The organism is Martinezella tropici (assembly GCF_003287875.1).
GTDB lineage: Bacteria > Pseudomonadota > Alphaproteobacteria > Rhizobiales > Rhizobiaceae > Rhizobium > Rhizobium tropici_C.
This window is the reverse complement of record NZ_QMKK01000050.1, coordinates 52,407-74,859: the sequence shown is the minus strand read 5'-3', so window position 1 is coordinate 74,859 and position 22,453 is coordinate 52,407. Positions and strand designations below refer to the sequence as shown.

Below are 22,453 nucleotides of genomic sequence, written 5' to 3'. Positions count from 1 at the left end.
TCCCGCTTTTCTTCGAATCGCGAAAAGCTCTATCTTCTTATTCTCCAACGCATTCCAGACGGAAAACCGCTCCGCACTTTTCCTGGAAATGCTCTAAAAGGATCGCGGCGCGATACGCCTCAGTTTCCCACGACAATCGACGTCTGATGCGGCAGTTCGCCGTAGAAACCCCGCCAGTTGGCAATGGCGAAGCCGAAGACGATCAAGGCGCCTGCCTGATGCGCAAGGGCCAGATCGAGCGGCACATGCAGCAGCAGGGTCGAAATGCCGAGGATCGCCTGGATCAGCACCAGCACGAACACGATGACGGAGCGGCGCGCATGCGTGGTTTGCGGCGCTGCCCGCAGCGAGATGATCATGTTGAAGGCGACGACGATGAACAGCGCATAGGCGCCGAGACGGTGGACGAACTGGACTGTCTTCGGGTTCTCGAAGAAATTGATCCAGCCCGGCGACTGTATGAAGAGGTCTCCAGGTACGACAGCTCCATCCATCAGCGGCCAGGTATTATAGGAGAGGCCGGCATCGAGACCGGCGACCAGCGCGCCGAGATAGATCTGGAACAGCGCCATGAAGGCGATGAGACCGGCAAGCATCGCCGAATAACGCGTCGGCGGCGGTTCGTTCGAATGCGGCGACAAGGCGCGCATGAACCACATGCAGGCGGCGAAGATCAGACAGGCGGTGACGAGATGGGTGGCCAGGCGATATTGGCTGACATCGGTGCGCGCTTCCAGGCCTGAAGAGACCATCCACCAGCCGATCGCCCCCTGAAGACCGCCAAGCACGAAAATGCCGGCCAGCGGCAACCAGAGCTTCCGTTCGACACGGCCGGTCAGAACGAAGAACAGCAACGGCACGCCAAAGATGATGCCGATGGTGCGCGCCAGCAGACGATGCGCCCACTCCCACCAGAAAATGGTCTTGAACTCGTCGACCGTCATGTCCTTGTTCAGGATCTGGAATTGCGGGATGCGTTTGTAGAGGGTGAACTCCTCTTCCCATTCCTGCGCATTCAGCGGCGGGATGACGCCGTGGATCGGCTGCCATTGCGTGATCGAAAGGCCTGAATTGGTAAGGCGCGTCGCCCCGCCCACCAGCACGAGGCCGAACAGAACCAGAAGCACGCAGGCAAGCCAGATGCGGATGGCGCGGCGATTGCGGTCCTGACGGGCCACTTCCTTCAAAATCGCCTGTTCGGTCGTAAAATTAGTGGCGGCCATGGCTTCTCCCTTCGATCAGGCTGTTGATTTGCCCGATAGGGGCGTGCAAAACAAGTCCCGGGAGTTTGCGGCATGCCGTCGCGGCATGTCGTCGTCAAGAGGAGAAAATCCCGTGCCGCTTCGCCTGCGCAAATTCATAGGCATGATCCTGCTCGTGCTGTTGGTTGCAATCTATGCGATCGTTGCCATGATCGTTGCAGTGCGAACGCTTGCGGATCAACCCGGCTGGGTTCATTTCCTGTATTTCTTTTTCAGCGGCATCATCTGGGTATTGCCGGCAATGGGCATCATCAAGTGGATGGCCGGCCCACGTCCGCAATGAGGCTCGCCTGGCCGTGATTTACACAAGGCTAACCCTGATCCGCGCCTTCCAGCGCGTGACTGTCTCATCTTAAGCCAAAAATAAGCCGTTGCCTGCCAGACTGCCTTCGAATGCCGCCGGAGCGGAGAAGATCGGATGCAGACCCAAATGCGAGATATCGCCGGCATGCCGCCCGCCGAGACAGCGGACGGGCGCACGGCATCCAATCGGATGGAGCCGGTCAGAGCCGATCGTCTTCGGATCGACATCGTCGACAGCATGGCACCGCTGGAAGCGGAATGGCGCATGCTAGAGCAGGACGATCTCGCCTCGCTGCACCAGAGCTATGATTGGTGTGCGGCCTGGGCCGAAAGCTTTCGGCATCCTCTCGCCATCGTTCGAGGTTCCATCGGAGGTCGCCTCGCTTTCATTCTACCGCTGGAAATCATTCGCAGCCGTGGAATAAGGCGCGCAGAATTCATCGGGAGCCGACACAGCAACATCAACACCGGCCTGTTTTCGGCCGAGTTTCTCGCGGATGGGAAATTGACCTCCGCCCAGGCGGCAGCCATCGCGGCCGCTTTGCGCGGCAGGGCGGATCTCGCCATCCTACGCAACGTACCTTTCGAATGGCGTGGCCGCGCCAGCCCGCTGGCCTCCCTCCCCGCCGTCGAAAACCAGAACCATGCCTTCCAGATGCCTTTTCTTGGCAGTTTCGAAGCAAGCCTGAAGCAGGTGAACGCCAAGCGGCGGCGCAAGAAGTTCAAGCATCAAAGCAGAATTCTCGACGCCAAGGGCGGCTACGAATACGTGATTGGCGACCCCGATGAGCAGGATGCTCTCCTGGGCCTGTTCTTCCGCCAGAAGGCGATCCGTTTCCGTGAGGCCGGTCTGCCCGACGTCTTCGACGATGCTCCGACCAAAAACGCGCTGCACGCGCTGCTGCACCGGCGCGGAAACAACACGGCCGACGCGACGTTGCAGATGCACGCGCTACGCCTCAAGGGCGAGCATGACGGGCACATCCCGGCGGTCGCAGCCCTTTCCCGAAAGGGAGATCACGTCATCTGCCAGTTCGCCTCCATCGACGAGACGCTGGTTGCCGAGGCGAGCCCCGGCGAATTGCTGTTCTGGCTGATGATCGAGCGACTGCATCGCGAAGGCGCCGCCCTCTTCGATTTTGGCATCGGCGACCAGATCTACAAGCGCTCCTGGTGCCCGATGGAAACAGTGCAGCATGATCTGTTCCTGCCGATCTCGGGCATCGGCCATCTCGCCGCAGCGGCACACCGGAGCATGACGCGCACGAAAGCGGCGATCAAGTCCAATCGAAAGCTCTATGCCTCCATCCAGCGAATACGGGCACGCCGCAGTGCCGACGCGCCGCCGGCAGGCGATGCCGACGGGGACTGATCAGGCGGCGTCGCGGCGCGTATCGGGATCATGTTCCTCGCGCCATCCGGACATCAGGATGATGTGTTCGTAGCCCGCTTTCTGGAACTCCGCCATCGCGGCAATGAACTGGCCCTCTTCGGGCTCCGGCATGGAAAGTATGATTTCCGTGTCCTTGCTGCGCGTCAGCCGCGCGACGCCGGAAACTTCGGCCGCGCCGCATTCCACCAGAACGATATCATAGGCCGAACCGAGCGCATCCAAGATCAGCGAAAGGCGGTCGGCGCCGCGCATGGCGCGGGCAAGATCGCTCATGCCTTGCGGGACGAGATGGGCGTCCGACAGCCGATCCGGGTGGATCGTGTCGCCAAAGGCGGCTTCGCCACAAAGCAGATCCGTCACGCCGGCAAGCTCTCCATGTTCGGCCATCAGCCTGGAGGGGCATCCCGAACCGGTCATGTCGACCAGCACGACGCGGCTTCCCGCATCGGCGATGGTCCGCGCCAGCATCACCGTCGCGGTGGATCCGTCGTCACCGGTCGGTGATATCGCGATTGCCAATCGCGATCCGTTGTCGATCAAATAATCGGCGACGGATTGGATGGAGAAATCCTCTTCCTCCTCCACCGCATGACCTTCGCTCTGCGGTTCATCTGTCCCACCGATGGCGGGATCCGCGGCCTGGATAGGTGTTTCCTCCATCGGAACCGAAAGCAGGCTCGCGTGCATCGCGCCGCGGCTTGCCCTGACAGCGGCGAGAGCCGGCATCATGTCGGTATTGATTGTGGCATCGGCTGGGTTGTCGGCCTGGGTCTGCCCAGGCTCTCCGGCCGAGGCTGCCGCTTCCCTGCGCGCAGGACCGATGGGCCGCAATGCCCGGCCGCTGAACAACTCAGCGAGCATGATGACGATGGCAGTCAGGATAAAAGTCGCCAAGGTCGCAACGATGACGATGGGACCGACCTTCGGAAAAGACGGATCGGCCGGCTCGACAGCGGTGGAGACTACGCGGGCATCGGCAGGGCTCGAATTCTTGTCGGCGCGCGACGTGGCCTCGCGATAGCGTGCGAGATAGGTTTCGAGCAATTGCCGCTCGGCCGTCGCCTCGCGTTCCAGCGCATTGAGGCCGACCTCGTCCTCCCCTGCCCGCGCGCTGGCGGCCTTCAGCGTGTTCGATTGCGCCAATAGCTGCTGTTCGCGCAGCTGCGCCACCTTTGCCTCGTTCTCAATGCTGGCCAGAATTTTCTGGGTCTCGCGATTGATCTGCTGCCGGATATCGGCAAGCTGCGCGCGCAGGCTCTTCAGACGAGGATGACCATCCATCAGTGTCGTGGACAAATCCGAGATTTGCGATTCCAGGCCGGATTCCGTCGCCTTCAGCCGCTGGATGCTCAGCGACCCGGAGACATCGGCGAGCGTGTCGGTGGAACGGCCGCTGGACAATGCACTGCGCACGGCTTGCGCCCGCGCCTCGGCATTGGCGCGGTCGCCGCGCACCTGAGCGAGCTGAGTGGAAATATCCGCAAGCTGCTGCGTGGCGAAATTGCTGTTCTGGCTGGTCTGAAGAAGGCCATTGGCGGAGCGATAATCCGCGACCTTCTTTTCGGCCTCGCTAACCTTCTCGCGCAGCTTGGCGATCTCAGGCTCCAACCAGCGTGTCGCCTCGCTGTTGGAATCGAGTTTGGCACCGCTCTGCATCGACAGATAGACCTGCGCCATCGCATTGGGAACGCTGGCCGCAAGATCCGGATCGCGGGAGGTGAAGCTTATGCCGATGACGCGCGAACTGTTGATCTGGTAAACCTGCAGGCGGCTGTTGAAGGCATCCAGCATCCGCTCTTCCGGTGCCTTGTCGGCAGCAGCGCGCTTCAGGTGCAATTTAACCAGGATATCGGAGAGCGCGGAGCCATTGTTGCCGGCGGCGAATTCAGTGCGATCGTAGAGCTTGAGATTGGTAATGACCTGCTTGACCAGATCCGCCGACTGCAGGATCTGCACCTGGCTGGCAATGTTGAGCTCGTCCAGCAAGGGCGCCGAACTGGAGTCGTTGTTGGCCGTCGTCGTCGCAAATGCCGGCGCGCGCTGCTCTATCAGAATACGCGCCTCGCTGCGATATTCCGGTGACACGAACTTCGCGAAGACGAAGGCCAGACAGGCCCCTGCCAGCGTGATGGCAATGACGCGCAACCGCCGCTGCCATACGGCGCGGAAGAGCTGCGCGAGATCGATGTCCACATCCTGCTGGGTGTTGTTGACACCGGACATATACAAGAACTCCGTAATAGAAAGTCGGAATTAATCGTAAACGACTATGGTAACCCAAGGGTTAATAGTATTTCTCGAGCGTTATTTTGAGATCCACTAATTTCTGCCGGAATTTCCTTCGCTCTTTACCGGCCGTTAACCCTAACGGATTGATAACGACGACAGTGTTTTCCCTTTCCTATGAGCGCGAAATGCCCTTCGCAAAGCCAAAGATATTCCTGGCACTTGGCGTGGCAGCCGTGAGCGCCGCGCTTACCGGCTGCAATACCTATCAGCCTGCGCCGAAAGCCTTCAATGAGGCTACTATCCAGCCCTATGCGCTCGACAGCGGCGACCGGCTGCGCGTGACGGTGTTCGACCAGCCGGGATTGACCAATACCTATACGATCGACCAGGCCGGCTACATCGCCTTCCCGCTGATCGGCCAGGTGCCTGCCCGCGGCAGGACATTGCAGCAACTTTCCGGCCAGATCGCGCAGAAGCTCCGCCAGGGCTATATACGCGACCCCGACGTGACCATCGATATCGACCGCTATCGCTCAGTCTATATTATGGGCGAGGTCGGTCAGCCCGGCCAATATTCCTACGTGCCCGGCATGACGATCCAAAACGCCATTGCGGTTGCCGGCGGCTTCACGAGCAGGGCCAACCAATCCAATGCCGATGTCACCCGCAAGATCAACGGTCATGTCATGACGGGACGGGTCGGCATTTCGGATCCGGTGCTGGCAGGCGACACGATCTATGTCAGAGAGCGGTTGTTCTAACCGCACCGCTCATGGCCAGACCACTCCGAATACTCCATTGCTTCAGATCGCCGGTCGGCGGGATTTTCCGCCATGTCCGCGACCTGGTGGAAGAGCAGAGCAAGGCGGGACATCAGGTCGGCATCCTTTGCGACAGCCTCACCGGGGGCGAACATGAGGATCGCCTGTTCAGCGATATCGCGCCCTTTCTGGCGCTTGGCGTGATCCGGCTGCCGATCCGACGGCAGATCAGCCTTTCGGATACAGCGACGCTTTGGAGCAGTTACAAGGAAATCAGAAGTTTGCGGCCGGACGTGCTGCATGGGCACGGCGCCAAGGGCGGCCTGCTTGCGCGCGTTCTCGGCTCGATCCTGCGGGTCAACAGGTATCGCGTAGCCCGCCTCTATACCGCGCATGGCGGCAGCCTCCACTTTCCCCGCGCCTCGCTGCAGGGCATGCTGGTGCATAGCATGGAGCGCATGCTGGAGTTCCTGACCGACGGGCTGATCTTCATCTGCGATTTCGAACGGCGCACCTACGAGAGGAAGATCGGCAAACCACGGACCCGCTCCGTCATGATCTACAACGGCATCAGCGACCGGGATTTCCGCGTTGTGCCGACACGATCGGACTCGGTGCATTTCGTCTACATCGGCATGCTGCGGGACCTCAAAGGTCCCGATCTGTTCGTGGACGCCTTTGCGAGGACCGAGCGGCGGATCGGCAGGCCGCTTTCGGCATTGATGATCGGCGACGGGCCGGACAGGGAAAAGTACCAGAAGATGATGACCGAGCGCGGCCTTGGCCACCGCATAGGCATGCTTCCGGCCATGCGTGTCCAGGAGGCCTTTACGGTGTCGCAGAACGTCATCGTTCCCTCCCGCGCCGAAGCCATGCCCTATATCGTCCTGGAAGCGCTTGCCGCCGGAAAGACCGTCATTGCCTCGCGCGTCGGCGGCATTCCGGAAGCGCTCGGCGAAAACAGCCCGGCGCTCGCCAAGCCGGAGGACGCAGACGACTTGTCGCGCGTGATGGCTGAGGCGATAAGCGAGCCGGAGTTCGGCCACCGCAACATGCCTCATATCGAAACAATCCGCTTAAACTTTTCTGCCTCGGCCATGGCTCGAGATACTCTGCGTCTGTATCAAAATATACTTGGCATGGACGGCGACGTTTAGAATACAAGCAAGTGTTGTAAGTGTTTCTTAGCTGATATCTGATAGCCATTTTCCGGTAACGACCGGATAAATTGCCATGAACACCAGTGAGAAGTCCGAGCAATTTAACTTGGACAATATTCGCAAGCAGGTTTCGGAAATCCGCACCCGCGATGCCGAAGAGCCGCGCAGCGACCAACCGGGCAGCTTGAATGCCTATGCCCGGCAAATCGCCGAACAGTTTCGCGAAACCAATCAGTCTCCGGCGATCATCGTGGGGCAGTATCGGCTGTTCGAGTTCCTGTCATTGCTTGCGCTCGGGCTTGCAACCCTATTTTTCGGAACGGCGCCGGACGATCATCCGTTCGTGTCGAAGGCTGCGGTAACCATCGCGCTCAGTGGTCTTGCCATCGTGTTTCAGCAGATCGCCGATGCCTATCAGATACCGATATTGCGCACGCCGCATCACTTCCTGCACCGGATTCTCGGAGCGTGGGCTGGCGCATTTGCGGTCATGGCCATCGCGCTTATCCCGTTCGACATCAACAACATCTATTCGCTCCATCTTCTCGGCGTGTGGCTCGCGGTGGGTGCTGGGTTCCTGCTCGTCGCCCGGCTGCTTTTCGCCTATGGCATTCGCAACTGGGCCCGCAACGGCATCATGGAAAGGCGCGCCGTGATCATCGGCGGCGGCGAACCGGCCAAGGAACTCATCCGCGCCCTGGAACACCAGCCCGACAACGACATCCGCATCTGCGGCATCTTCGATGATCGCGGCGAAAAGCGCTCGCCCGTCATGGTCGCCGGCTATCCCAAGCTGGGGACGGTGATGGAACTCGTCGAATTCGCCCGGCTCGTGCGTGTCGACATGCTGATCATAGCGCTTCCGATCAGCGCCGAAGAGCGCATCCTGCAGCTGCTCAAGATGCTGTGGGTGCTTCCCGTCGACATTCGCTTGGCGGCACATGCCAACAAGCTGCGGTTCCGTCCACGCGCCTATTCGCATGTCGGCGCCGTGCCGATGCTCGATATCTTCAACAAGCCGATCCGGGATTGGGACGGCGTTGCCAAGCGCATCTTCGACATTTTCTTCAGCCTCGTGGCACTCGCCCTACTCTGGCCAGTGATGCTGGGGGCAGCGATCGCCGTGAAGGTGACCTCGAAGGGGCCGGTCTTCTTCATGCAGAAGCGCCATGGCTTCAACAACGAGATCATCAAGGTCTTCAAGTTCCGCTCCATGTATACGCATATGAGCGATCCTACGGCGCGCAACGCCGTGACGAAGAACGATCCACGCGTCACTCCCGTCGGACGCTTCATCCGCAAGACGTCGATCGACGAGCTGCCGCAGCTTTTCAACGTGCTGCTCGGCAATCTCTCTCTGGTCGGTCCACGGCCGCATGCCGTGCTTGCCGCCAGCCATAACCGCACCTACGCGGATGTCGTCGAAGGCTATTTCGCACGCCATCGCGTCAAGCCCGGCGTGACCGGCTGGGCGCAGATCAACGGCTGGCGCGGCGAGATCGACAGCGACGACAAGATCAAGTTCCGCACGGCCTACGATCTCTACTATATCGAGAACTGGTCGCTGCTGTTCGACCTGAAGATCCTGTTCCTGACGCCGTTCCGTCTGCTCAATACGGAAAACGCCTATTGAGCGCGATCGACCTCCCATCGTCCGGCGTCGCCCAGCCGCAGCTTGCCGCAATGCGGCTGGTCGGCACTGCGAGCGTCGCCGTCGGCGTGCTTCTCTCCGGCTTCGTGATCGCGGAGCCGGCGCCCTATGAGCTGTGGCTCGCCTTTCTCATCGGCATATGGTTCATCCTCGGGCTGAAGATATCGCGGAGCATCGCGCCGCTTCTGGCGCTGTTCCTGGCATTCAATGTCGGCGGCATGCTCTCGATCACGCAGATGCATGATCTTACCGCCGGCAACCATCTGGACGGTCCGATCTATATCGCCGTATCCACCTTTCTGGCGCTGAGCTCCGTCTTCTATGCGGCCATTACCGAAGATAGCGAAAGACGGCTGAAGCTGATCTTCAATACCTGGGTGGTGGCGGCGCTGATCACCGCGAGCCTCGGCATTCTCGGCTATTTCCATGCCATGCCGGGTTTCGACATCTTCACCCGCTACGACCGCGCCATGGGCGCCTTTCAGGACCCGAACGTCTTTGGTCCCTACCTGGTGACACCGAGCATCTACCTCATGCACGGCCTCCTGATCGGCGACCTGAAGAAGGCTCCGATCAAGGGCGTCTGCCTCTTCGTCCTGGCCTTCGGCATCTTTCTCTCCTTCTCCCGCGCGGCCTGGGCGCTGTTCGCATTCGCCTCGTTGATGCTGATCTTCTGCATGCTGCTGAAACATCGCAGCAATAGGTTCCGCTTACGCATCCTGGTCATGTCGCTGACGGCGATCATCCTGATGGTCGTCCTGCTTGTCATCGCGCTGCAGTTTCCGCAGGTCAGCGACCTGTTTTCCACGCGCACGCAGCTCGTGCAGAGCTATGACGGCGGACATCTCGGCCGCTTCGAACGCCACAGCATCGGCTTCATGATGTCGATGGAACGGCCGCTCGGCATAGGGCCCCTGGTCTTCGGCCAGATCTTTCGCGAAGACGAGCACAATACCTGGCTCAAGACGCTGACCACCTACGGCTGGCTCGGCTTTATTTGCTGGATCAGCATGATCTGCTGGACCATCTACATCGGCTTCCGCAATCTCCTGAGGGAACGCCCCTGGCAGCCCTTCGTGATGATCGCCTGGATCGTCATTCTCGGCCATGTCGGCATCGGCAATGTCATCGATACCGACCATTGGCGTCATCTTTACATGTTGATCGGCATCGTCTGGGGCTGCGGCGCTCTCGAGCAAAAGTATCAGCGTGGCTTGGGCAGAAGGGAAGCAGCGCCTTGAACATCCGTACCAACGTCAAGCGTCTGTCACTGCTGCAGGTTCTCGAACCAAGCGGCGGCGGCTCCGGGCGGCATTTTCTCGATCTGTGCCGGGCGATGCAGCATCGCGGCCATTCGGTGACCGCCATCTATTCGCCGGTGCGCGCCGAAACCGCCTTTGTGACGGAGTTGGAGAACATCGGCCTGGACCATGTCATTCCGCTCGACATGCGGCGCGCACCAGGTCCTTGGGATCTCTCGGCCTGGTGGCAGCTTCGCAGGATTGCGGCAGCATATGGGCCTTTCGATCTGATCCACGGCCATAGCTCGAAAGCCGGCGCGCTGACGCGCCTGCGGCTGCCGCGACGGCATGCGCCGGTCCTTTACACGCCGCATGCCTTCCGCACCATGGACCCGACGCTCGGCGCCAAGGGACGGTTGATCTATGGCGGCATCGAGCGCTTTCTCGGCACCTGGCTGACGGATCGCCTGGTCTGCGTTTCGCAGGACGAATATAATCATGCCGTCTCGCTCGGCATTCCCGAAGCGCGCCTAAGTGTCGTCGTCAACGGTGTCAACGCGCCGCCTCTCAGCCAGCGCGCGGCCATCCGCAAGAAGTACGGCATCCCGCAGGGCGCCCTTCTCTTCGGCTTCGTCGGCCGGATGACCCGCCAGAAGGCACCGGAGCGCCTTGTGGATGCCTTTGCGCGAATAGCCGCAGACATGCCGCAAGCCTATCTGCTGATGATCGGGATCGGCGAACTGGCCGAGAGCGTCAAGGAGAAGATCAAGGTCGCAGGCCTCGAAGACCGCGCGCGGCTCGACGGCAGCGTGCCGGGCGTGACCGCCATCGACGCTTTCGATGCCGTGGTCATGCCGAGCCGCTACGAGGCGATGTCCTACGTGATGCTGGAGGCTGCAGCCGCCGGCAAGCCGCTGCTGCTCGCCGATGTCGGTGGCGCGCGCACGGTGCTGGAACACGGCAAGAACGGCTATATCGTCCCGAACAGCGACGACCCGGAAGCATTGGCAGCCGCGATGGCGCGCCTTGCCGATCCGATGCTGCTTGCAAGCCTGACAGCGGAGGCTCGGCGGCGCAAGGATGGCTATACGCTGAGCGGCATGGCCGACGCGACCGAAAAAATCTATCATGATTTGCTTGGTCGCCCCCTCCCCGCACTATTGGAACTGGAGGGAAATGCCAGGTTGCTGGATACGGTGGAGGGCCGAAGAAAGAGCGCGGCCGCCCTTTAGACTTCCGCGTGATTTTTGTTCGAAACCAGTTCCGCTTTCGGAGCCGATGCGATAGACTTAACCCATGATTACTTCAGCGCAATTACGCGGCGCACGCGCCATGCTCGGACTGACGGTGGAAGCGCTTGCCAACGAAAGCAAGCTTCCGGTTTCGACGATCGAGGCACTGGAAACGGATGGCGCCTCAAGCGATTTCAAGGCACTTTCCGCAGTCCGTTCCATCTTGGAAAATCACGGCGTCGTCTTCCTCGCCGGCGGCAGCGATGGCACTGGCGGTCCTGGCATACGCTTCAAGCATTGGTCTGAGAATGACGGCATCCGGCCCGAAAACCTGAATGCCACCAATGACGACTAGAGTACGGCGCGCTCTAATATCCGCTCCGGCGCTTTAGACGCTGATCTTTCGCAAGCCGTTCATACGGTGTGCTTCAAGCCGACAACTTCCAGCTTTTGACGAGTTCTTCGGGCGCCGACAGTACTGCGGGCAGGATGAAGCGTTCGGTATCGTTGGCCGGCTCCCAGCCCTCGACAGCAGAACCGACGGGCAGGCCATGCCCGAAATCGTGCAGCGTTACGAGCTCCAGGATCATGTTGCCGTAGTCGTCGCGCCATTCGCGCCGCTCGCCGCCTTCGAAGAGACGCAGCCGGCCTTTGGTGCGCGGACGCTCATGCGCAGCCAGCCATTGCGCCACGGACGCCTCCGCATTGGCGAAGGACACGACCTCATCCTCATCGCCATGCCATATGGAGACCGCCGGATAGCGCGCAGCTTCGGGCGAGACTTCGCGAACGAGTTCGCCCCATTTTTCACTTGTCTTGGTCGAGCCCCGCCTCATGACGTCGAGCGCCGACATGGCATCGCGGGCGGCGCCGAAAGGCAGGCCGCCGATGATGGCGCCCGCTGCAAACAGCTCCGGATAGGTTGCCAGCAACGCAGCCGACAGGGCGCCGCCTGCCGAGAGGCCCATGACGAAAATCCTGCCGTCATCGATATCGTGGACCCGACGGCTGAAATCGATCATTTCGCGGATGGAGCCGAGTTCGCCGCGGTCGCGCGTGACCATGCTCGGACGAAACCAGTTGAAACAGAGATTGGGATTGTTCGACATCTTCTGCTCGGCATAGAGCACGGCAAAGCCGTGCGCGCGAGCGAGCGCAGTCCAGCCGCTGGCACGATCGAAATCCTCGGCATTCTGGTGACAGCCGTGCAGGATAACGACGAGCGGCATCGGGCCTTTGACGCCCGGCGGCACATATTCGAACATGCGCAGATCGCCGGGGTTGCGGCCGAACCACAAAACCTCCGTCAGACGCTGCGGCGCAAGCCGCGCGGAAACACGACGGCGTGATGGCTGCGACAGCGGCCGCGTCATTGGAAATTTGAGCTGCGGCAGCTCTACGGAATCGACGAGCAAGCGGCGAAGCCGGCTCGGAACTTTAAAATTCATCATTGACCTTTCCATCCACGCCAACGGCGATCGTTTTTCATCGGCTGCGTCTGGCGCGCACTGTTTCTCTCCAGAATCAGTGACATCAAGAAATCGAATCTCTTTGTGCAACGCAGCAAATATAGGGAGGCGGGGCGGCTTCGAACAGGCACAAAGCATCATTGCTGCTATGTGAAATCAGCCTAAATCGATTAGATCGCTGACCATAAAAAAACGCAGTTGCGTCAGAAATAAGCCCTGGCAAGCGCGAGAAGTTTTGCGTCGTCCTTCACGCCCTGGCGGTAAAGCTGGATGATCAACGCCCCAAGACGCTCAGCTTCCGGACTGCGGGAGTTCATGCCACGATCCTTGCAAACGGTGTCCAACACCTTCTCCAAGCGATCCAGATCGTCTGAAAACAGGGGCAAATCCCGCGGATGAATAGGAGTTTCCAACATTCGTGCATCTCGTCATCTTTCGGGTAGAAGCACGCTGAACCTCGCCGTCACCCGCATCATATCCGACGATGGAACCAGACTATGCGCTTTGCACGCAGGCTTGGCAAGGAAGCATTTTCGGCACTCACGTCCGTCTGATTCGCAGATACAACGGCGATTCCCATCAGGACTACAATTTTAAGTGACCAGATCACCAAGCCTTTATCCGCATTTGCGATAAGCGGGAAAACAGAGGCAAGACGATGAACAGATTTTTGATCCCGACTTTCCTGGGCATGGTGCTTTTCACCGCGACGCAGCCGGCCCTCGCACAGAATTTCCAGAACCTTCCCTGCGCAATCCCCGCCAGCCTCCGGAGGGATATATTTCCGTACAATCCGGAATATCGATCTCCTATCCGGTGACGGACGGCGATAACGAGGAACAGCAGGAGAAGGCCTTGAAATCCTTCTACAAGATCGCGGCGAGCAGCTGCACGACCCTGCTCGAAACCATCGCCGATGCCTGCGAGATCAGCGCCATGTCGAGCAATAGTTCGGTCAACAACCTCGACAACCGCGGCACAAGACTTCCGTCGGCGGACAGGTGACAATGTCGGTGAAACTCAAGCCAGCGGCGGCAGTCGCGAAGTAGCCTCTCCGATCCGAGTGTGCAAATCCGGTCCGAGCCAACGGATCGGTAAGAAATGGCGGCGATAATCCCCTCGCAATCGAGGGATGATACCATGGCGAAAGCGAAACGACGCACGCGGCGCAAACCGCAGTCCAAGGCGGGCAATTCGATGTGGCTATGGGGCATGGTCGGCCTGGCAACCGTCGCCGGCATCTATGCCTATCAGCATCGCAAGGAAATGCCGACGATACTTGCCCATGCCGGTGCAGTCGCCGGCATACCGCATATGGCCCGGGAAGCGCCGGTGCCGGAAGCCAAACCACAAACAAGGACGGCCGCGATGGTTCCCGAGCCGCGCGCCGCGGCATCGGTCCTGCCCGTACCACCCGCCGCCATTCCCGTGGCATTGCCGGTCAGCAGGACACCGATCGAACGGCCCGTCCCCAGCCTGCGCCCCCAGGCCGGTGGCCGTTTCGTGATTTGCGGCCCCGGTTCCGGAACGAATTGCGTGGTCGACGGGAATACCTTCTGGCAGAACGGCGTCAGGATTCAGCTGGCCGATATCGACGTACCGGATGCGGATGCCGCGCGCTGCCCTGGCGAGAGGCAGAAGGCAATGACCGCGAAACTGCGCCTCCAGGCCATTCTCAATGACGGGACCTTCGTGCTTTCCGGCAGCAGCCGCCCCGATGACCGCAATGGCGGCAAGCTGCGTATCGCCATGCGCGCCGGCCGCTCGATCGGCGACCAGATGGTCTCCGAAGGCCTTGCGCGCCGCTGGACCGGCCAAGCGCCGTCCTGGTGCGGTTGATTTTTCTGAAAATTCGATTGGGAGTTCAAGGAGATAAATGGTCGGGGCGACTGGACTCGAACCAGCGACCCCTTGACCCCCAGTCAAGTGCGCTACCGGGCTGCGCTACGCCCCGACCTGCCGAAACGGCTTGTTTCGTTTAGAGTTTCGAGTTTCCCGACGCAAGCGAAAAGTAGCGGCTTGCTCAGAAAAAGTTGCGCGCTCAGCGGCACTCCCGCCTTGGCCCATAGCTCGGCTGATAGGTATTGTCCGAGGCGCGGTAGGAGAGATAGCGGCTGGCGCAGGCGCGGGCATGATCGTCATCATAGTAACCTTGAGCGCGCTGCCCGCTGAATAGCGTGCCGGTGACGAAGGACTTGAAGAGCACGCCGCTGTCCGAATTATCGTCATAATAACTGTCGTTACCATGCAGCCTATGGCCGCTGCCCCACCGGTTGTGGTGATGCCTATGGCCGTGGCCATGATCATGCACCTGGACAATGTCCGACTGGACAGGTGCTGGCACGGATAGGGCCGGCATGGTGATGGCACCCGCCGGCATGGCAACACCGGCTGCCAGCAAAAGGCCAAAGCCCGCGGCAGCTATCGACCTGGCGATCGTAAACATATGCGACTCCTTCGAAATCCGGCGACAGCATCATGCACTTCTGCGTGAAAACCTTGCTGCCGGGCATGCCGTGATTATTTGTATATAGTGACTTGGAGCCACACTCATAGATGCCCCTCCGTCTTTATTGCGTGACGGTTTTCCGGGGATACGAAGCGAGCGGAAAGTTAAGGCCATGAAACCCGTTATAATGCTTATGCTGTGCGCATCGTTGCTTGCAGCCTGCACGACAACCGAACCGCTGCAGCCCATTCCCGGCAGCATCACCTACGGCGGCCAACCGCATATGAAGTTGACGAAATCGCCTCCCGGTTCGCAATTTCAGCATCGCTTCACCAACCAGTGGGGCGAGGATGTCATTGAAACCTATATCATCCAACCCGACCGGAGCCTGAAGCTCGTCAACCGTCAAGTGACGAGCCCGCCATTCTGACAGCCAGAACAGTTCTTTGCTTTACGCAAACCCGGACGGAAAACAGCTGTGCGCTTTTTCTGGAATTGCTGTGGTTGCTCATGAAACGAAAACTCCGCCGGTGTGAGCCGACGGAGGAAGCATGCGAATGGCTGACGACGGCGACGCTTACCAGCAGCGATAGCAACGGCGGTAGTAAGGCCGGCCGTAGTAGCCGCGATGGTGATGATCACTGACGGCAGCGCCGACGAGAACGCCGCCGATGATCCCGGCAGCGGCAAGTCCGGCAGCCTGATTTTCAGCCTGCTGCGCCTGGACGCGGTTTGCCTGATAGGTCGCGCCAACGCAGCGATTGTAACGCTGTGTGCCGGGGCGGAGCCCCTGCGATTGACAGGTCATTTCGGCATTCATCGCAGATTCCTGCGGCGTCTGGCAGCTCGACAGAATGGTGGTAATGGCGACGAGACTCGCGGCCACGGTGGCACGTATGCGCATATTCCCTCCGGCAATTTAAGATATAGTCCCGATGAAGCGAAATACAGCCAACGGTAAGCTTTAGCAAGCAAGAGTCGGGCAAATAGCCACAGATAACAGTCGAAAATGCCTGAAACTACGCGCAAGAATAGTATTTTGCTTAACAACTCAATAGGATAAAGCTGAGAAAGAAGAAGGCCCCGTTAGAGAACAGGGCCTTCCGCATTCAACCCGCCCATATACGCCGGCGGCCGAGATCACTTAATCTCGGATTAGAAATTCCGCTCGAAGCGGAGAATGCCGGCAACCGTGTCGTCCTTGATGAAGTCGTAGTGCATGTAGGTCACTTCAGGCTCGACCAGGAAATTCTTGACCGGATAGATCTTGAGGTTGGTGGTCGCTTCGAAGATCTTGGATTCGGTGTAGGCAAGCTGCAAGTTCCACTTCAGCTTGTCATTGATCGGCACGGCGACACCGCCCCAGAGAGCCCAGTCCCCCCAGCCGCACTTGGCGGCGTTGACAGCGCCGCTCGAGGTCGTGCACGCGGAAATGTCCTGGTTGGTGCCAGCATATTTGTTGAGCTTGTCGCCATCGGTGTTCCAGCCACCCATCAGGAAGGCTTCCACACCGCCGAACTTGGCATCGATGCGAGCCTTGATCGCCCCCTCTTCGACGATCGAGTCATAGCCGCCGACAATCTTGAAGCCCCAGTTGCCGGCCTTGTAGCCAGCGCCAGCGACGACGTCGGGAGCATAATGATTGGACTTGTCGTCCGTCCACCATCCTGCGCCATAAGATGCCTCACCATCGGAGGTGGAGTAGCTGTCCTCCAGCGAGATCACAGCCGTGAAGCCATTGCCTGCGTCGTAGTTGTAGGTCAGCTGGTTGAGTTCGTATGGACCGTCATAGATCGCATCGTCGTTGATGACATCGCCGGCATAACCGGCATAGAGGTTGAACTGCGAGTCGAGCTTGCCAACCGTGAAGCCGGCAAGGCTGATATTGGCAAACAGGAGCTTGGAGGAGGTCGCACCACCATCGTTCCACTCCCAGCGGAAGATGGTGTTGGTCTTCAGCGGACCGTATTCGGTATCGGTTGCGGTATCGACATTAAGTTCCACGCGCTCGTGCCAGAGCGTTCCGACCTTGCTGCGGGGATTGTAAGCATCATACCACTCGCCTTCCGTACGAACCTTTCCGCCAATCTTCAGGCAGGTTTCGGTGCCGGGAATATAGAAATAGCCTGTTCCGTACGCATCGCAGATACGGACATATTCTAGCGGTTCGGGTTCGGCGGCGACAATAGCGTCAGCGGCATGGGCGGCGCTCGCTGCGGCGATAGCAGCGGCGGAGCCAAGAAGAAGGCTCTTGATGTTCATGGTATCTCCATTCGACTATCCATCAGGGATGGAGTCTCCCGGCAGACAACAACGTGCCCCTCCATGGCCTGACTGGCTGTTCCCCTCACACAGGGCGAAGCAAGGAAGCTTCCCCGTCAAACTGGACCTGCGGCACTACCACGGCAAGTTAATAAGGCTTACGAACTAATTTCCGCGACACAGAAGGGTGGCGCGCGTGACAAAATTATCACGCTCATTTGTGCGGCTAATGAAGTTACCATCGTTGTATGACCAGAGACGGTAAGGTCATGACGACACTTGGCTGCCGTTGCGCCTCACTGGAACAAAAAGCATTTCACATGATCAGCAATCCCGGCCGGTTGCTGTCATCGCACCTGATCGAGCAGACGTTTGCATTCCAAAAGATCGTAGAGCGTTTCCTGCAGCAAAGCGCGATCTTCCTTGCCGACGCTGGATTTGCCGATGGAAACATCCGGTACGCCATCGTCGCCGCTCACGAAATTGAAGAAACGGCGGCTGATCGGCGCTTTGGCGCGGCCGACGATCTGATCTTCCTCGGCATTGCCGGAACTGACGCGGGGCTCGACGGTGGCAGGTTCCTGTGCGGCGGCAAGCGCTTCGACGCTGGCAAGATCGCCATGGCCGACCGCAATGACAAACTTGTTGCCGTTGGTCTTCAGAAGCTTCTGAACACCCTTGATCGTATAGCCGTGATCATAGAGCAGATGGCGGATGCCATTCAGCAGGTCGACGTCCTCGGGGCGATAATAGCGCCTGCCGCCACCGCGCTTCATCGGTTTGATCTGCGGAAACCGGGTTTCCCAGAACCGTAGGACATGCTGCGGCAGATCAAGGTCTTCCGCGACTTCGCTGATCGTGCGAAATGCATCCGGGCTCTTGTCCATCATCTTACTCCTACAGGGCGCGAGCGGCGCCATCGGGCCGGATCACGCAAGAGAAGGTATGGGATCCGTACCCTCCTGCGATGCGACTCACCATATTTCAACGGTTTGGCGGCGGAAATTCAAGTCATCTCTTCAGCCGCTGCACAGGCAAACGCCGAACGGCAGGCAACAGCGCATCAAAAAGGCCGCAGAACAAGGCATGCGGCCGATATCGATACGGGATCTCTGGGACGGATCAGGAGGCAGGATTTGCCGGCTTGGTCTTCGCCTTGCGGCTTGCATGCGCTTTCAGGATGCGCGTCTTGAGGACATTCGATGCCTTGAAGGTCATGACCCGCCGCGGCGAGATCGGCACTTCCTCACCGGTCTTTGGATTGCGTCCGATACGCTCATTCTTGTCGCGCACCTGAAACGTCGCGAACGAGGAGAGTTTCACGGTTTCACCACGCACGATGGCGTTGCAAATTTCATCGATCACAGTCTCGACGAGCTCAGCCGACTCCGTTCGGGAGAGACCGACTTTCCGGAATACCGACTCCGCCAAGTCTGCGCGCGTCACTGTCTTGCCCGTCATAGCTCCCCGCCCATATCAATGCGTAATCTTCTTCAAGCCTTGCGAGACTATTGCCCTTGCGCCGCACGGTCAAGCTCTTGTTCGGAACGGCTTTTAGAGATGCGGCGCTACCAACGCAGCAACACCGCTCCCCAGGTGAAGCCGCCGCCCATGGCTTCCAGCATCACCAGATCGCCTTTCTTGATTCGACCGTCACCGGCCGCAACGGCGAGCGCAAGAGGGATCGATGCCGCCGACGTGTTGCCATGAAGGTCGACGGTGACCACAACCTTCTCGGGAGCAATTCCGAGCTTTTTGGCCGAGCCATCGATGATGCGGCGATTGGCCTGATGCGGCACCAGCCAATCCAGATCATCAGGCGTGGTGCCCGTCGCATCGAAAGCGGCCTGGATGACGTCGGTAATCATGCCGACGGCGTGCTTGAACACTTCACGACCCGCCATGTGCAGCACACCGACCGTGCCTGTCGTGGAAGGACCGCCATCGACATAGAGCTTGTCCTTATGCGCGCCATCGGAGCGCAGGCTCGCCGTGAGCACGCCGCGATCGGTCGTGGCGCCGCTCCCCTCGCCTGCCTCCAGGATCAGCGCGCCGGCGCCGTCTCCGAAGAGAACGCAGGTCGTCCGGTCCGTCCAATTGAGGATGCGGGAAAACGTCTCTGCGCCGATGACGAGGACGCGCTTGGCAAGGCCGCCACGAATATAGGCGTCAGCCGTCGTCACCGCATAGACGAAGCCGGTGCAAACGGCCTGTACGTCGAAAGCGAAGCCATGATGCATGCCGAGCCGGTTCTGGATATTCACCGCCGTTGCCGGAAAGGTATTGTCCGGCGTCGAGGTCGCGACGATGATCAGATCGAGATCATCCGGCGTCAAACCGGCATTCGCAAGGGCGGCGCGTGCCGCCTGCTCGCCCAGGGACGCCGTCGTTTCGCCTTCACCGGCGACATGGCGCTGGCGGATGCCCGAGCGCTGGACAATCCAGTCGTCGCTCGTGTCGACGATCTGCTCCATCTCGGCATTGGTCATGACGCGTTTGGGGAGCGCCGCCCCGAAACCGCGGACTATTGAACGGATCATTCTGCGTGTACCCCGTCGCTCATGCCGCTTCCGGCCCGATCGGGGGCAGCCGTTTGGCATGATATTTCTTCAAGTCGTTTTCGATTTTCTGCGTGAGACCGTTCTTGGCCATGTCGTAGCCGACATCGATGGCGGCCGCGAAGGCTTCGGCATTCGCGCCGCCGTGGCTTTTGATGACGATGCCGTTGAGACCCAGGAACACACCGCCATTGACCTTGCTCGGATCGAGCTTTTCCCTCAGCAGGTCGAAAGCGCCCTTGGCAAAGACATAGCCGATACGCGCCAACAGGGTGCGAGACATGGCCGCGCGCAAATAGGCGGCGATCTGCTTTGCCGTGCCTTCCGCCGCCTTTAGAGCGATATTGCCGGAAAAACCTTCCGTGACGACGACGTCGACGGTGCCCTTGCCGATATCGTCACCCTCGACGAAGCCCGAATATTCGAGTGATTCAAGATTGGCTTCGCGGATCAGGCGGCCGGCATCCTTGACGTCTTCCTGGCCTTTGATTTCCTCGACGCCGACATTCAGCAGGCCGACGGTGGGGCGCTCGATCTCAAAGAGCGCGCGCGCCATGGCGCCACCCATCAGGGCGAAATCAAGCAGCTGCTGTGCATCGGCGCCAATGGTGGCGCCCACATCGAGCACGATGCTTTCGCCGCGCAGCGTCGGCCAGATCGCGGCGATCGCCGGACGCTCGATATTGGCCATGGTGCGCAAACAGAACTTTGCCATCGCCATCAGCGCACCGGTGTTGCCGGCGGATACGACGACATCGGCCTCGCCCACCTTCACGGCTTCGATCGAACGCCACATGCTGGAAACGTAACGGCCTCGACGCAAGGCCTGGCTCGGCTTCTCATCCATGCTGATGGCGACATCGCACTCGTGAAGGACGGATTTTTCCCGAAGCTTCGGATATTTGGCGAGGACCGCTTCGCAGCGATCCTTCTGTCCGTACATGATAAAAGTGATATCGGGATGCCTATCCAGCGCCTTGGCCGCGCCGGGAACAACAACCTCTGGGCCAAAGTCGCCACCCATTAGGTCAAGAGAAATTCTGATCACGCGTCCCTAGTCCTTTTTCTCCGCCAGCCTGGCGAATTTGGCGTCAAAATACCGTTTTCTCCCCCGGTTACAACTGAATTGTGCTCAATTGCCAAGGAGATCTATTCCTTTTTCCAGTCTTTCAGAACGGCGAACGGCGAAGGTTTCTTGTCATCTTCGTCCGTGTCTTCAATGTGCGCATCGAACTCGACTCCAGGCTTGCGTGGATAGGGATCGATGGCAAGAGCCGCGAATTCCGCAACCACCGCGCCGGCGTCGATCGTATCGCCCGTAAAGGTCTCCGGAAGGTCCGGACCGTCGGGATCAAGCACCATTTCGCCCGCATCCATGGAGGGCGCACGCGCCAGCTTTGAGTCCTCGGGCACAAAAATATGCTCGAAATCCTCGTCGATCTCGGATTCGACCGGCTCCAGCGTCACCACGCAGGCCTGAACGATTTTCGCCCTGACATTACCCTTGATGCGAACGCCATCGCGCTTCCAGCGCGAGATCTTGAGATCGGCGTCGAGCTTGCCCACCGAAAGCACATCCCAAAGGGCGGCAAGCCCGGCCAGTTCGCGATCATCCGCTTCGATGTGCACGTCCACCGGGTTGGCGGAAATGTGGCCGACCTTCACCGGATAGGAAAATGGCGTTTCGTCGGAATCGTGTCTTTTCATTTTTCTTCTCCTAACCGGGCTGTCGGTCGAGTTTGGGCGGTTGCGGCAGCGTCGCGGATCCCGTGGCGATCTGATCTTCGGTTACCGCCGCCAGATGCGCTTCCGCCGTCAGCATCCAGCCAGCCAACGCGGTCATGGAAGCCGCCGCTTGCTCCCCTTTGGGATAGATGTTGCGCTGTAGCGCCGTGGCAAGCGCCGCGCGATCATTGCCATCCATGGCAGCCGCATAGCTTTCAAGCCGCCCATAGAACATGCCGGCCAGCTTCTTCATGCGTTTCGGCACGCTGTTGTCGCCAATCCCAAGTTCGCGGATCGAATAGTCGATATCTTCGAAAAACGCATCCACAATTTCCTGTGCGAGTTCCTGGCCGCTGGTTGTCGACGACCGCGTGCGGCGGAAAAACAGGATCATCATCACGGACAGCAATTCGAAGCGCCCCATCACCGTATCCGGCACGTCATAGTCGGTATAGAAAACCGGCTGCCGCGCCATGGTTGTCAGGACCTCATACTGCCTGACGACGATGATCTGATTGTGATTTCTTTTGCGGAAGAGCCCAAAAATCATGAGAATCCCGGAATTGGCTCCTTCAGAGCGCGCCGTTTTTGCTTGGCCGTGTTGCATCCACGCAAAAGCTGGTTTACCGAAGCAGGCGCGAATTGCAATGCCGTTTGTGCCCGCTTCGAGGCTCCTGCCCTTACCGTCGTCACGTTGTGCATGATCGGTGATGAAGAGTGCCGAACAACGTCTTTGTGCCTTTTCCAATCGCGGAAAG

General features: G+C 59.6%; 24 protein-coding genes and 1 tRNA gene. 11 read left to right on the top strand and 14 right to left on the bottom strand.

The annotated features are described in order from the left end of the window. Positions 1 to 119 precede the first annotated feature (119 nt). Positions 120 to 1,223, bottom strand: coding sequence for a COX15/CtaA family protein (locus tag DQ393_RS23800; protein WP_112344175.1), 1,104 nt, complete (start codon positions 1,221 to 1,223; stop codon positions 120 to 122). A gap of 112 nt (positions 1,224 to 1,335) precedes the next feature. Here DQ393_RS23800 and DQ393_RS23795 point away from each other — a divergent pair, with 112 nt between their 5' ends. Both DQ393_RS23795 and DQ393_RS23790 read left to right on the top strand, forming a co-directional pair. Continuing rightward, complete coding sequence (locus DQ393_RS23795; RefSeq protein ID WP_047627098.1) at positions 1,336 to 1,545, top strand: DUF2842 domain-containing protein; 210 nt, start codon at positions 1,336 to 1,338, stop codon at positions 1,543 to 1,545. A gap of 135 nt (positions 1,546 to 1,680) precedes the next feature. Beyond that, positions 1,681 to 2,937 carry a GNAT family N-acetyltransferase gene (locus tag DQ393_RS23790; RefSeq protein ID WP_112344174.1) on the top strand — a complete coding sequence of 419 codons (1,257 nt, stop codon included), beginning with the start codon at positions 1,681 to 1,683 and terminating at the stop codon, positions 2,935 to 2,937. On the opposite strand, the gene DQ393_RS23785 is transcribed toward DQ393_RS23790, so the two are convergent. Continuing rightward, the gene (locus tag DQ393_RS23785) at positions 2,938 to 5,181 is read right to left on the bottom strand and encodes an exopolysaccharide transport family protein (RefSeq protein ID WP_112344173.1); all 2,244 of its coding nucleotides are present in this window, start codon (positions 5,179 to 5,181) and stop codon (positions 2,938 to 2,940) included. Between the two features lie 191 nt (positions 5,182 to 5,372). Between DQ393_RS23785 and DQ393_RS23780 the strand changes: the two genes are divergently transcribed. The 6 genes from DQ393_RS23780 (at position 5,373) to DQ393_RS23755 (ending at position 11,587) form a co-directional block, all read left to right on the top strand. After that, positions 5,373 to 5,948, top strand: coding sequence for a polysaccharide biosynthesis/export family protein (locus tag DQ393_RS23780; RefSeq protein ID WP_112344270.1), 576 nt, complete (start codon positions 5,373 to 5,375; stop codon positions 5,946 to 5,948). 11 nt (positions 5,949 to 5,959) lie between these two features. Next, a complete protein-coding gene (locus tag DQ393_RS23775; RefSeq protein WP_112344172.1) occupies positions 5,960 to 7,105 on the top strand; it encodes a glycosyltransferase family 4 protein in 1,146 nt (381 codons plus the stop codon). Between the two features lie 76 nt (positions 7,106 to 7,181). Next, a complete protein-coding gene (locus DQ393_RS23770; RefSeq protein ID WP_112344171.1) occupies positions 7,182 to 8,741 on the top strand; it encodes an undecaprenyl-phosphate glucose phosphotransferase in 1,560 nt (519 codons plus the stop codon). Further along, positions 8,738 to 10,000, top strand: coding sequence for an O-antigen ligase family protein (locus tag DQ393_RS23765; RefSeq protein ID WP_112344170.1), 1,263 nt, complete (start codon positions 8,738 to 8,740; stop codon positions 9,998 to 10,000). The genes DQ393_RS23770 and DQ393_RS23765 overlap by 4 nt, the downstream gene beginning before the upstream one ends. Continuing rightward, complete coding sequence (locus DQ393_RS23760) at positions 9,997 to 11,232, top strand: glycosyltransferase family 4 protein (protein WP_112344169.1); 1,236 nt, start codon at positions 9,997 to 9,999, stop codon at positions 11,230 to 11,232. Before DQ393_RS23765 ends, DQ393_RS23760 begins: the two co-directional genes overlap by 4 nt. A gap of 64 nt (positions 11,233 to 11,296) precedes the next feature. Next, positions 11,297 to 11,587 (top strand): helix-turn-helix domain-containing protein, encoded by a 291-nt coding sequence (locus tag DQ393_RS23755; RefSeq protein WP_112344168.1) that lies wholly within the window; start codon positions 11,297 to 11,299, stop codon positions 11,585 to 11,587. 73 nt (positions 11,588 to 11,660) lie between these two features. Here DQ393_RS23755 and DQ393_RS23750 read toward each other — a convergent pair whose 3' ends face one another. Both DQ393_RS23750 and DQ393_RS23745 read right to left on the bottom strand, forming a co-directional pair. Continuing rightward, positions 11,661 to 12,683: an extracellular catalytic domain type 1 short-chain-length polyhydroxyalkanoate depolymerase gene (locus DQ393_RS23750; RefSeq protein WP_245430439.1), complete on the bottom strand. Its 1,023-nt coding sequence runs from the start codon at positions 12,681 to 12,683 to the stop codon at positions 11,661 to 11,663. A gap of 221 nt (positions 12,684 to 12,904) precedes the next feature. Beyond that, positions 12,905 to 13,117, bottom strand: coding sequence for a hypothetical protein (locus DQ393_RS23745; protein ID WP_112344167.1), 213 nt, complete (start codon positions 13,115 to 13,117; stop codon positions 12,905 to 12,907). A 400-nt stretch (positions 13,118 to 13,517) separates the two neighbouring features. Between DQ393_RS23745 and DQ393_RS33895 the strand changes: the two genes are divergently transcribed. After that, positions 13,518 to 13,706, top strand: a complete 189-nt coding sequence (locus DQ393_RS33895; RefSeq protein ID WP_245430438.1) for a hypothetical protein — start codon at positions 13,518 to 13,520, stop codon at positions 13,704 to 13,706. A 135-nt stretch (positions 13,707 to 13,841) separates the two neighbouring features. Beyond that, positions 13,842 to 14,540, top strand: coding sequence for a thermonuclease family protein (locus DQ393_RS23735; RefSeq protein WP_112344166.1), 699 nt, complete (start codon positions 13,842 to 13,844; stop codon positions 14,538 to 14,540). 38 nt (positions 14,541 to 14,578) lie between these two features. On the opposite strand, the gene DQ393_RS23730 is transcribed toward DQ393_RS23735, so the two are convergent. Both DQ393_RS23730 and DQ393_RS23725 read right to left on the bottom strand, forming a co-directional pair. Beyond that, a tRNA-Pro gene (locus DQ393_RS23730) sits at positions 14,579 to 14,655 on the bottom strand. Between the two features lie 87 nt (positions 14,656 to 14,742). Continuing rightward, on the bottom strand, positions 14,743 to 15,147 hold the full coding sequence (locus tag DQ393_RS23725; protein WP_112344165.1) for a BA14K family protein: 405 nt from the start codon (positions 15,145 to 15,147) through the stop codon (positions 14,743 to 14,745). A 175-nt stretch (positions 15,148 to 15,322) separates the two neighbouring features. On the opposite strand from DQ393_RS23725, the gene DQ393_RS23720 reads away from it, so the two are divergent. Next, the gene (locus DQ393_RS23720; protein WP_112344164.1) at positions 15,323 to 15,580 is read left to right on the top strand and encodes a hypothetical protein; all 258 of its coding nucleotides are present in this window, start codon (positions 15,323 to 15,325) and stop codon (positions 15,578 to 15,580) included. A 147-nt stretch (positions 15,581 to 15,727) separates the two neighbouring features. Here the strand turns inward: DQ393_RS23720 and DQ393_RS23715 are convergent, their stop codons facing one another. The 8 genes from DQ393_RS23715 to DQ393_RS23680 all read right to left on the bottom strand — a co-directional run bounded on the left by DQ393_RS23715 (position 15,728) and on the right by DQ393_RS23680 (position 22,302). Beyond that, positions 15,728 to 16,054: a hypothetical protein gene (locus DQ393_RS23715; protein WP_112344163.1), complete on the bottom strand. Its 327-nt coding sequence runs from the start codon at positions 16,052 to 16,054 to the stop codon at positions 15,728 to 15,730. Between the two features lie 251 nt (positions 16,055 to 16,305). After that, the gene (locus DQ393_RS23710; protein ID WP_112344162.1) at positions 16,306 to 17,412 is read right to left on the bottom strand and encodes a porin; all 1,107 of its coding nucleotides are present in this window, start codon (positions 17,410 to 17,412) and stop codon (positions 16,306 to 16,308) included. 347 nt (positions 17,413 to 17,759) lie between these two features. Next, the gene (locus DQ393_RS23705; RefSeq protein ID WP_112344161.1) at positions 17,760 to 18,299 is read right to left on the bottom strand and encodes a MerR family transcriptional regulator; all 540 of its coding nucleotides are present in this window, start codon (positions 18,297 to 18,299) and stop codon (positions 17,760 to 17,762) included. Positions 18,300 to 18,534: 235 nt separating this feature from the next. Continuing rightward, on the bottom strand, positions 18,535 to 18,873 hold the full coding sequence (locus DQ393_RS23700) for an integration host factor subunit alpha (RefSeq protein WP_112344160.1): 339 nt from the start codon (positions 18,871 to 18,873) through the stop codon (positions 18,535 to 18,537). Positions 18,874 to 18,980: 107 nt separating this feature from the next. After that, positions 18,981 to 19,952: a beta-ketoacyl-ACP synthase III gene (locus tag DQ393_RS23695; RefSeq protein WP_112344159.1), complete on the bottom strand. Its 972-nt coding sequence runs from the start codon at positions 19,950 to 19,952 to the stop codon at positions 18,981 to 18,983. A 19-nt stretch (positions 19,953 to 19,971) separates the two neighbouring features. Continuing rightward, on the bottom strand, positions 19,972 to 21,018 hold the full coding sequence (plsX, locus tag DQ393_RS23690) for a phosphate acyltransferase PlsX (protein WP_112344158.1): 1,047 nt from the start codon (positions 21,016 to 21,018) through the stop codon (positions 19,972 to 19,974). 101 nt (positions 21,019 to 21,119) lie between these two features. After that, the gene (locus DQ393_RS23685) at positions 21,120 to 21,677 is read right to left on the bottom strand and encodes a YceD family protein (RefSeq protein WP_112344157.1); all 558 of its coding nucleotides are present in this window, start codon (positions 21,675 to 21,677) and stop codon (positions 21,120 to 21,122) included. A 10-nt stretch (positions 21,678 to 21,687) separates the two neighbouring features. Continuing rightward, a complete protein-coding gene (locus tag DQ393_RS23680; RefSeq protein ID WP_181592412.1) occupies positions 21,688 to 22,302 on the bottom strand; it encodes a ubiquinol-cytochrome C chaperone family protein in 615 nt (204 codons plus the stop codon). Positions 22,303 to 22,453: the final 151 nt, after the last annotated feature.